Consider the following 6,581-nt stretch of genomic DNA (forward strand, 5'->3'; position numbering starts at 1 on the left):
GTCATACCACCGCGCACACGCGTCAGGCTGTAAATGCGTTGACCTTTGGTGTAGTTGTAGGCCGTTTGAAATTCACCGCGGTCCCGCACTTCCATATCAAAGGAAAGCCATCGTGGCAGGGGATCAACCTTGATGGGCTGAACCTTGCCCTTCTTCTGAGGATAATCCGCATAGACCGGCGTCGAACCTATCTTCCTGGCAGTTGCTTTTTTATCTTTAGGCGCGGGCTGTGCTTGAACGGGCGGAACAACCATGCCTGCAGAAACGGCGGCGGCTAAGAAGAGTCGGGATAGACGGACAGTCATAGGGATACTCGCAAAGGAAGCAGGAATTTCTTTATTTCTTATCGTTCGTTTGGATGGTCCCAGCCGGTGGAGACGCGGACGACATCTTCTCCAACCCTGAAGATCCCGCTGAAGTTATCGTGAGCCAATTCCGGACGGTCGGCCTGTATGTCGCCGACGACCGGCATAGACAGCAGTGCGTCGGTCTTGCCCCGCAGTGCCTTTACCTTACCGGCGATGATGTTCACGATCTCTCCGATCGCGTCATTTCTCATCTCGACGTCATCGACTTCACTGGGATCGTCGAAACCGAGCATGGTAGCGCTCAGGCGATCGGCTGTTGCCTGGCTCAATTCCAGACGGATCATGCCCGATGGCGTACCGTTGAAATCGACAACGGCATGTAACTCTACCGGGAAGCTCTCGCAGCCAGTCTGCGACATCTGAACCTCACAGCCCGTAAGTGCACTCAGCGCATCCTGTATTGTGTTTGATACGTTCATGGAAAACGTCCTCCTAAATTTGGCCTAGTAGACTCCCAGCACGGAGACAAGGCCACAGTCCTTTCCAGAGATAACAACTTTGTAGTTAATGGCTGATCCAGACTTTTTCAGGAGCTCTGAAGCAGGGTGAAGGATCTTCAGCTTATTCGTGGTCATCATGCGAAGCAGCACACGCTCATCACCGCTGAGGCAGGTCGAGCAGATATTCAAAGCCTCATAGATGGGGTCGCGTACGCTGTCTTCCATGGGTTCGGTCTGCGCTCGCTCGAGCGCGATATTTGCCGGCATTCCAATCAGGAGTCCGGCAATGGCCGCAATAAAGGGAAGATCCGCCTGTACGATGATGGGCCGCCCCGCCGGTAACGTCTCGTAAACGGCATAGACCTTTTTTGCCTCTGCTGCAGGCAGTGTCTTTGCTTCCGAGAAATTGACGGGGCGGTCCACCAGGTCAGTGAATAAGTGGGAGAGCGCAAATGCAGTGGGTCCAGACATAGCTACTTGCTCATATGCGGCGAAAGAGCCGCGTCGATATTTTCGGGCGTAAAGGGTTTCGTGATGAAAAAGCTGGCGCCTTCTTTCATCGCGGTCTCGCGGATGTCTTCTGAAGATTCCGAGGTGATAAAGCCGAAGGGCACCTGGCAATTTTGGCCACGAACCCGTTTCAACAGATCGATGCCAAGCATTTCCGGCATATTCCAGTCCGAAAGAACAAGTTTCGGCTGTTCAGCCTGCACCATGCTGAGCGCCTCGGCGCCGTTGCCGGCCTCGCCGATCTGCAGATTTTCGTAGCCGGCCTGGCGTAGCGCTCGTTTAACCAGCTGGCGCATTGTCTTGCTGTCGTCTACCAAAAGGATGTCCATATTTCGCTCGCTTGTAGTCGCGGGATGCGACTGGTGAGCTTATCGGCGGATGCCGCCAGAAGATGAGGCGCATCGGGCGAAGTTTTATACAAAAGGCCGGCTCATGTTGTCACCGGGCAAGTCGATAAAAAGGGTGAATGACCTCGAAACACTTTTGGGCGGTACCGTGACATTGACAAGCAGATCTCTCATGACCGTAGGCATCAGCGATTGCGCCGTGACTGCTGATCCGCAGGGGGTGCTGGCGACACACGCTCTTGGTTCATGCATGAACGAGAATTAGTGCCTGCAGCAGAGGAAAGGAAGCGCAACGTATGACACGGAATGTATTGATCGTCGATGATTCCCCGGCGATGCGTAAGGTGATCCGGAAAGTGCTCATGCTCTCGAACTTCGAGACGCAGGAGTGCTTCGAGGCCAACGACGGCCTGGAAGCATTGGATATCCTGCGCATCGAGGCGGTGGACGTGGTCCTGACGGACATCAACATGCCGCGTATGACTGGGGAAGAGCTATTGGAACAGATGTCGCAAGATGACATTCTGTCGCAACTGCCGGTGATGGTGATCTCCACCGACCGCAGTGAGGAACGCGTGCGGCGTATGAATGCGCTGGGCGCCAAAGGATATGTCACCAAACCCTTTGCTCCGGAGACGCTGGGAGTGGCGTTAAACGAGCTATTCGTGGAGGCTTAACAATGTCAGTCGAACAGATATCGGCAACTCTTCAAACAGCAATGACCGAAGTGCTGGAGTCGATGTGCTTTATCCTGCCGGGAGAGCCGGTCGATATGGCAGCCTTCGCGGGTGAACCCTGGATGGAACATACCCTCACCTTCCACGGTCCGGAAGAGGGCCGCTTTGGAATCCGCGCGCCGCGTCCGGTAGCGGTTCGCATCGCCTCTGACTTCCTTGGAGAAGACCCCGTTGATCTGAGCGAGCAGCAGGTGGGCGAAGTCATGAACGAGCTGGCCAACATGGTATGCGGCAACGTGCTCGGCCACTGCTATCACGATCACGCTTTCGCTCTGACATCGCCGACGGTGATGAATCCCATCTCGCAGGAGCAGGGAGCCCAGTTCGATTGGGAAGAGGGCGTGCTGGTCGCGTGGGTGAAGACCTACTAGATCTCTGTACGAATTGGAAAAGCCCTCTCTTTCGAGAGGGCTTCGTTTGCTGCATTGGTTCTATTTCAGGGGGTGCTGGAAGTCTGCCGAGGGCTAAGCACCGTGAAGAACCGATGGATAGACTGATCCATGCCGGTGTGGCCGGAAGAGGTAAGACCGGCAAGCAGCGCCGCATGCGACGCCGGAAGCGGAGCATGTAGCTGCACAGAGTTGAGTTGATGACAGGTATCGCAACCAGTCGGAGCGCTCTTCTGGGTGTGGCACGAGATGCAGCCGCCCATCGAGAGGTCCTTCTCGCGCGTGATGGCTTCGCGTTCGGCTACCGGACCATGGCAGTCCGCACACTGGGCTCCGGCGGAGGTGTGCGTGTCGTGGCTGAAGTTGACGAACGACGGCACACGATACACGCGAACCCATTGCAAGAGCTGGTTGTTTTGCGCAGCTTCAGCAATGCGTTTGATATCGGGTTTGTCAGTGGCGATGGATGCATGGCACAACATGCACTTGGAGGCMTGCGGCATGGCCACAGTAACTCCATTGCGTGCTGGGGCGTGGCAGGTGTCGCAGGCCATCTTGCCGTCACCGGCGTGCTTCTTATGGCTGAAAGCGACAGGCTGTGTAGGCGCCGGTGAAGGATTCGTGATGGTAGGTGCGCCGGACGAGGCCRCAGTTCCCGGAGCGGGGGCCGTGGAGGGCCTGGCGCCTGAGGGGACATCCTGGGCACGAATAACAGAAGCCGTACACAGAAGAACTGCGATCAGCAGGAAACGGCGCATGTTAGATGTTCCCCTTTCGCATCTCTTCAGCCAGGTATTCAGAAGCGCGCATCGCGAGGGCGCACATGGTGATAGTGGGGTTCTGCCAGCCGGCGGAGACAAAGACGCTCGCATCTGTAATGAACAGATTCTTGACGTCATGGCTCTGGTTCCACTTATTCACCACGCTGGTCTTGGGGTTGTCTCCCATACGCGCGGTGCCCTGCTCGTGAATCGAGTAACCCGGCGGGTTGAACTCATAGTTTCGGACCAGTACCTCAAAACCTGCGGCTTCGGCCATGGCAGCGGTGGTGTCCACCATATCCTTCGCTGATGTTGGTGGTGAAGCCGCTGCCGTAATATTCGTCCAGCTTCTTCTCCAGGGAGCTGCCGTACTCCGTGAACCAGCGTGCGTCCATGGGGCCGGTGCTGCTGGAGACATTGACTGCGAAGCCGCGCAGGTAGCCGGGGGTCTTTGTCTCAAGATTACGGAAGCGCGGAATCAGCGCACCTCCACCGGTGACTCCCCGTTTGCCCTTGCCGCCACGTGCCTCCGGCACTGAGGCTGCGATACCGGCACCATAGATCTGGTCGCAGAGATGGTGGCCCAGGACGCCACTGGAGTTGGCGATCTCGGAGATCATAAGCAGACGCGTCGTCTCCAGCGTTCCCGCTGCCACAATAACGACACGCGCCTTGATGGTCATCTCGCGGTAGGAATGGCGGTCGATGAAGATCACACCGTCAGCCAGGCCGGTGTGCTTATCCACGGTGATCTTCCGCACGATGGAATTAGGAATCGTGGTGAGCTTCCCGGTAGCCACAGCATCCGGGATGAGCAGGTTGATAGATGCCGCCAGGCCGCCGGTGCCGAGTGCGGAACGGGGCTTGGTTACGGGCACGCCCATCTTCTTGCCGGCATCGACGAAGCGCTGCATGGCGTTCGACCACGGGACCTTATCTTCAATGAAGTTGCCGTCAGGATATTGCGGCAGACCGTCCGTGTGGCCCTGCACGCGGAAGATCCCTTCAACGCGCGAGTAGAACGACTCGAGGTCCTTGTAGGAGATCGGCCAGTTCTCGCCGAAGCCATCGTGGTCTTTGCACTTGAACTCGTAGTCGCTCAGACGGAACGACTGGCGGCCCCAGAAGGGCGAGCGCCCACCGACGCTGCGGACGCGAACCCAGTTGTACTGCTGCCCGGCAGGGTAGTTGTAGGGGATGACCTTCTCGTCGATCCACTGGTTGGCGCTGAACTCACTTGACTGAAAGATATGTGGGTGGCGACCCGGAGCATCCAGACCGCGAAACGGGAGCTGGTTTGCGGGCTTCAGGGTGCGGTCACGCTCGAAGTTGAGCATCGGACCCGCATCCAGCATGGTGCAGGAGATGCCCTTCTCCGTGAGGATCTTTGCAGCCATGCCGCCGGTATGTCCCGACCCAATGATCAGGACGTCAACTTTCTTCTCTGCCATAACGAATGCTCTATGCCTTCCGGAGTTGCAAAACCTGATTAGCTATGTGCCTGTTTTGTGACGGGCGCCGCTGTCTTCGGTGCGCCATGGCTCACCCACTTCTCCATGCCGGGATCGATGGGCGCCCAGTAGAGGCCAACTCCAGGCGTACGCTCACCGGAAGCCTCTGCAGCCGTAGCCCAGGCCGGCGAATTCATGGTGACGGTGCGAATGTCGCGATGAGCCAGCGCAATAAAGCGCTCGTGCTTCTCCCGGGGTGGGTGGTCGTTGATCCACGCCTTCAGGAAAGGACGGATGATGGCGTCGGCCTGCTTTTCATCGGTCTTGGCGAAGGCCACGTTGAACTTCTTCATGGAGTCGGCATTCAGCCGATCCAGGCCGTCGTTGTACATCGCCTGCCGGTCCGCCGGCGAACCGCCGATATGGAAGTCCAGAAACTGCGGTGTATCCGCCTGCAGAGAGGTGGGATATCCCTCTCCGCCAGGCATCAGGATCTCGCACAGATGCACCAGCGTGGCATAGCGCACGGGGGTGAAATAATGCGTGTCGGTGCTGGCGACCACATCCGGCAGAGTTACCGGGATGTTCGGCGAACGAAATGCCGCCATCTGCTGCATCCGGGTCTGGGCCGGGGCACTGGATGCGGCATTGGGTGAGACCGCCATCGTGCCCTGATCCACGGTGCTGGTGGCCGGTACAGGAGTAGTTGCCTGTGGTGGCTTTTGCTGGCCGAGCGCTGCCCCGGTAGCCGTTGCCGCGGCCAGCCCCTTAACAAAATCACGCCTCTTCATGAGAGGAACTTTATTTGCCACAAGGAATGAGCGTCAAGGTTACCCAGTCGATCGCTTAACTTCGGCAGTGGTTTCAACAGGATGGCTTTGCCGGTTCGTAGCGATTCGTGGCGCGCCTACCGCAAGAAAATCAAGGGATTATCGCGATCGTTAGAGCCATGGATGCGCCACTTTTCATCTTGTAACGGGGGCGTAAAATTTCCGGACGCCGACTGTCGATACGGCAAATGTCCTACGCGATTTGCGTTCGCGTTAGAGGTGCAAGAACGATGCCCTTCCGGGGAGAAGGGCATCGTTCTTGAGCAGCTGGCAATAAGAGCTAGAGCATTTTCCCTGTCATTGGGTATCCCGCGAGAGGCGTACAGCGGCGTTTTCGTTGCGGAAAACGCCCATGGATGCGGAAACCCTACATCACACCTACAGGGAAATGCTCTAACGACCGATGGCGGCAGCTTTCCTGACGAAAGGCTGTGAGATCTGTCTCACGATCTCGCCGGCAATTTTCTCAAGCGGCAGTGTCATCGCCGCCGCACCTATACGGGCTGCTTCCTTCGGCATTCCGTAGACGATGCTGGTGTTTTCATCCTGAGCGATTGTGACAGACCCTGTCTGCCGCATCTGCAGCATGCCTCGAGCTCCGTCAGTTCCCATGCCGGTAAGCAGTACACCCAATGCCGGACCACCCACGAGCTGGGCCACCGACGCGAACAGGACATCGACAGACGGACGGCTGAAGCACACCTGTGGGCCTCCGGCAACGCGTACCTTCAATCCGGCACTCGTGTGC

The 6,581-nt window shown here is 57.6% G+C and carries 10 protein-coding genes and 1 pseudogene; 2 read left to right on the forward strand and 9 right to left on the reverse strand.

What is annotated here, in order from left to right:
* The 4 genes and pseudogenes from AB4043_RS21325 to AB4043_RS21340 all read right to left on the reverse strand — a co-directional run.
* Positions 1-305, reverse strand: a pseudogene (locus tag AB4043_RS21325) (alginate export family protein); the annotation flags it as partial.
* Positions 306-343: 38 nt separating this feature from the next.
* The gene (locus tag AB4043_RS21330) at positions 344-787 is read right to left on the reverse strand and encodes a chemotaxis protein CheX (RefSeq protein WP_442302649.1); all 444 of its coding nucleotides are present in this window, start codon (positions 785-787) and stop codon (positions 344-346) included.
* A gap of 24 nt (positions 788-811) precedes the next feature.
* Positions 812-1,279: a hypothetical protein gene (locus AB4043_RS21335; RefSeq protein ID WP_442302648.1), complete on the reverse strand. Its 468-nt coding sequence runs from the start codon at positions 1,277-1,279 to the stop codon at positions 812-814.
* A 2-nt stretch (positions 1,280-1,281) separates the two neighbouring features.
* Positions 1,282-1,647 (reverse strand): response regulator, encoded by a 366-nt coding sequence (locus tag AB4043_RS21340; protein WP_442302647.1) that lies wholly within the window; start codon positions 1,645-1,647, stop codon positions 1,282-1,284.
* 314 nt (positions 1,648-1,961) lie between these two features.
* Here AB4043_RS21340 and AB4043_RS21345 point away from each other — a divergent pair, with 314 nt between their 5' ends.
* Together AB4043_RS21345 and AB4043_RS21350 are read left to right on the forward strand one after the other, a co-directional pair.
* Entirely contained in the window at positions 1,962-2,342 is a 381-nt protein-coding gene (locus AB4043_RS21345; protein ID WP_147647501.1) for a response regulator, read from the forward strand.
* A gap of 2 nt (positions 2,343-2,344) precedes the next feature.
* Positions 2,345-2,773, forward strand: a complete 429-nt coding sequence (locus AB4043_RS21350; RefSeq protein ID WP_147647502.1) for a chemotaxis protein CheX — start codon at positions 2,345-2,347, stop codon at positions 2,771-2,773.
* A 65-nt stretch (positions 2,774-2,838) separates the two neighbouring features.
* Here the strand turns inward: AB4043_RS21350 and AB4043_RS21355 are convergent, their stop codons facing one another.
* The 5 genes from AB4043_RS21355 to AB4043_RS21375 form a co-directional block, all read right to left on the reverse strand.
* Positions 2,839-3,549, reverse strand: a complete 711-nt coding sequence (locus AB4043_RS21355) for a cytochrome c3 family protein (protein ID WP_442308018.1) — start codon at positions 3,547-3,549, stop codon at positions 2,839-2,841.
* Position 3,550: 1 nt separating this feature from the next.
* Entirely contained in the window at positions 3,551-3,850 is a 300-nt protein-coding gene (locus AB4043_RS21360; RefSeq protein WP_442308019.1) for a GMC family oxidoreductase, read from the reverse strand.
* On the reverse strand, positions 3,807-5,003 hold the full coding sequence (locus AB4043_RS21365; protein WP_442308020.1) for a GMC family oxidoreductase N-terminal domain-containing protein: 1,197 nt from the start codon (positions 5,001-5,003) through the stop codon (positions 3,807-3,809). The genes AB4043_RS21360 and AB4043_RS21365 overlap by 44 nt, the downstream gene beginning before the upstream one ends.
* A gap of 38 nt (positions 5,004-5,041) precedes the next feature.
* Positions 5,042-5,794: a gluconate 2-dehydrogenase subunit 3 family protein gene (locus tag AB4043_RS21370; protein ID WP_442302643.1), complete on the reverse strand. Its 753-nt coding sequence runs from the start codon at positions 5,792-5,794 to the stop codon at positions 5,042-5,044.
* A gap of 432 nt (positions 5,795-6,226) precedes the next feature.
* Positions 6,227-6,581 (reverse strand): CheB methylesterase domain-containing protein (locus AB4043_RS21375; protein WP_442308021.1); only part of this gene is annotated, 355 nt, incomplete at its 5' end.

It is taken from the genome of Terriglobus sp. YAF25 (assembly GCF_052113305.1).
In the GTDB taxonomy this organism is placed as follows: Bacteria; Acidobacteriota; Terriglobia; order Terriglobales; family Acidobacteriaceae; genus Terriglobus.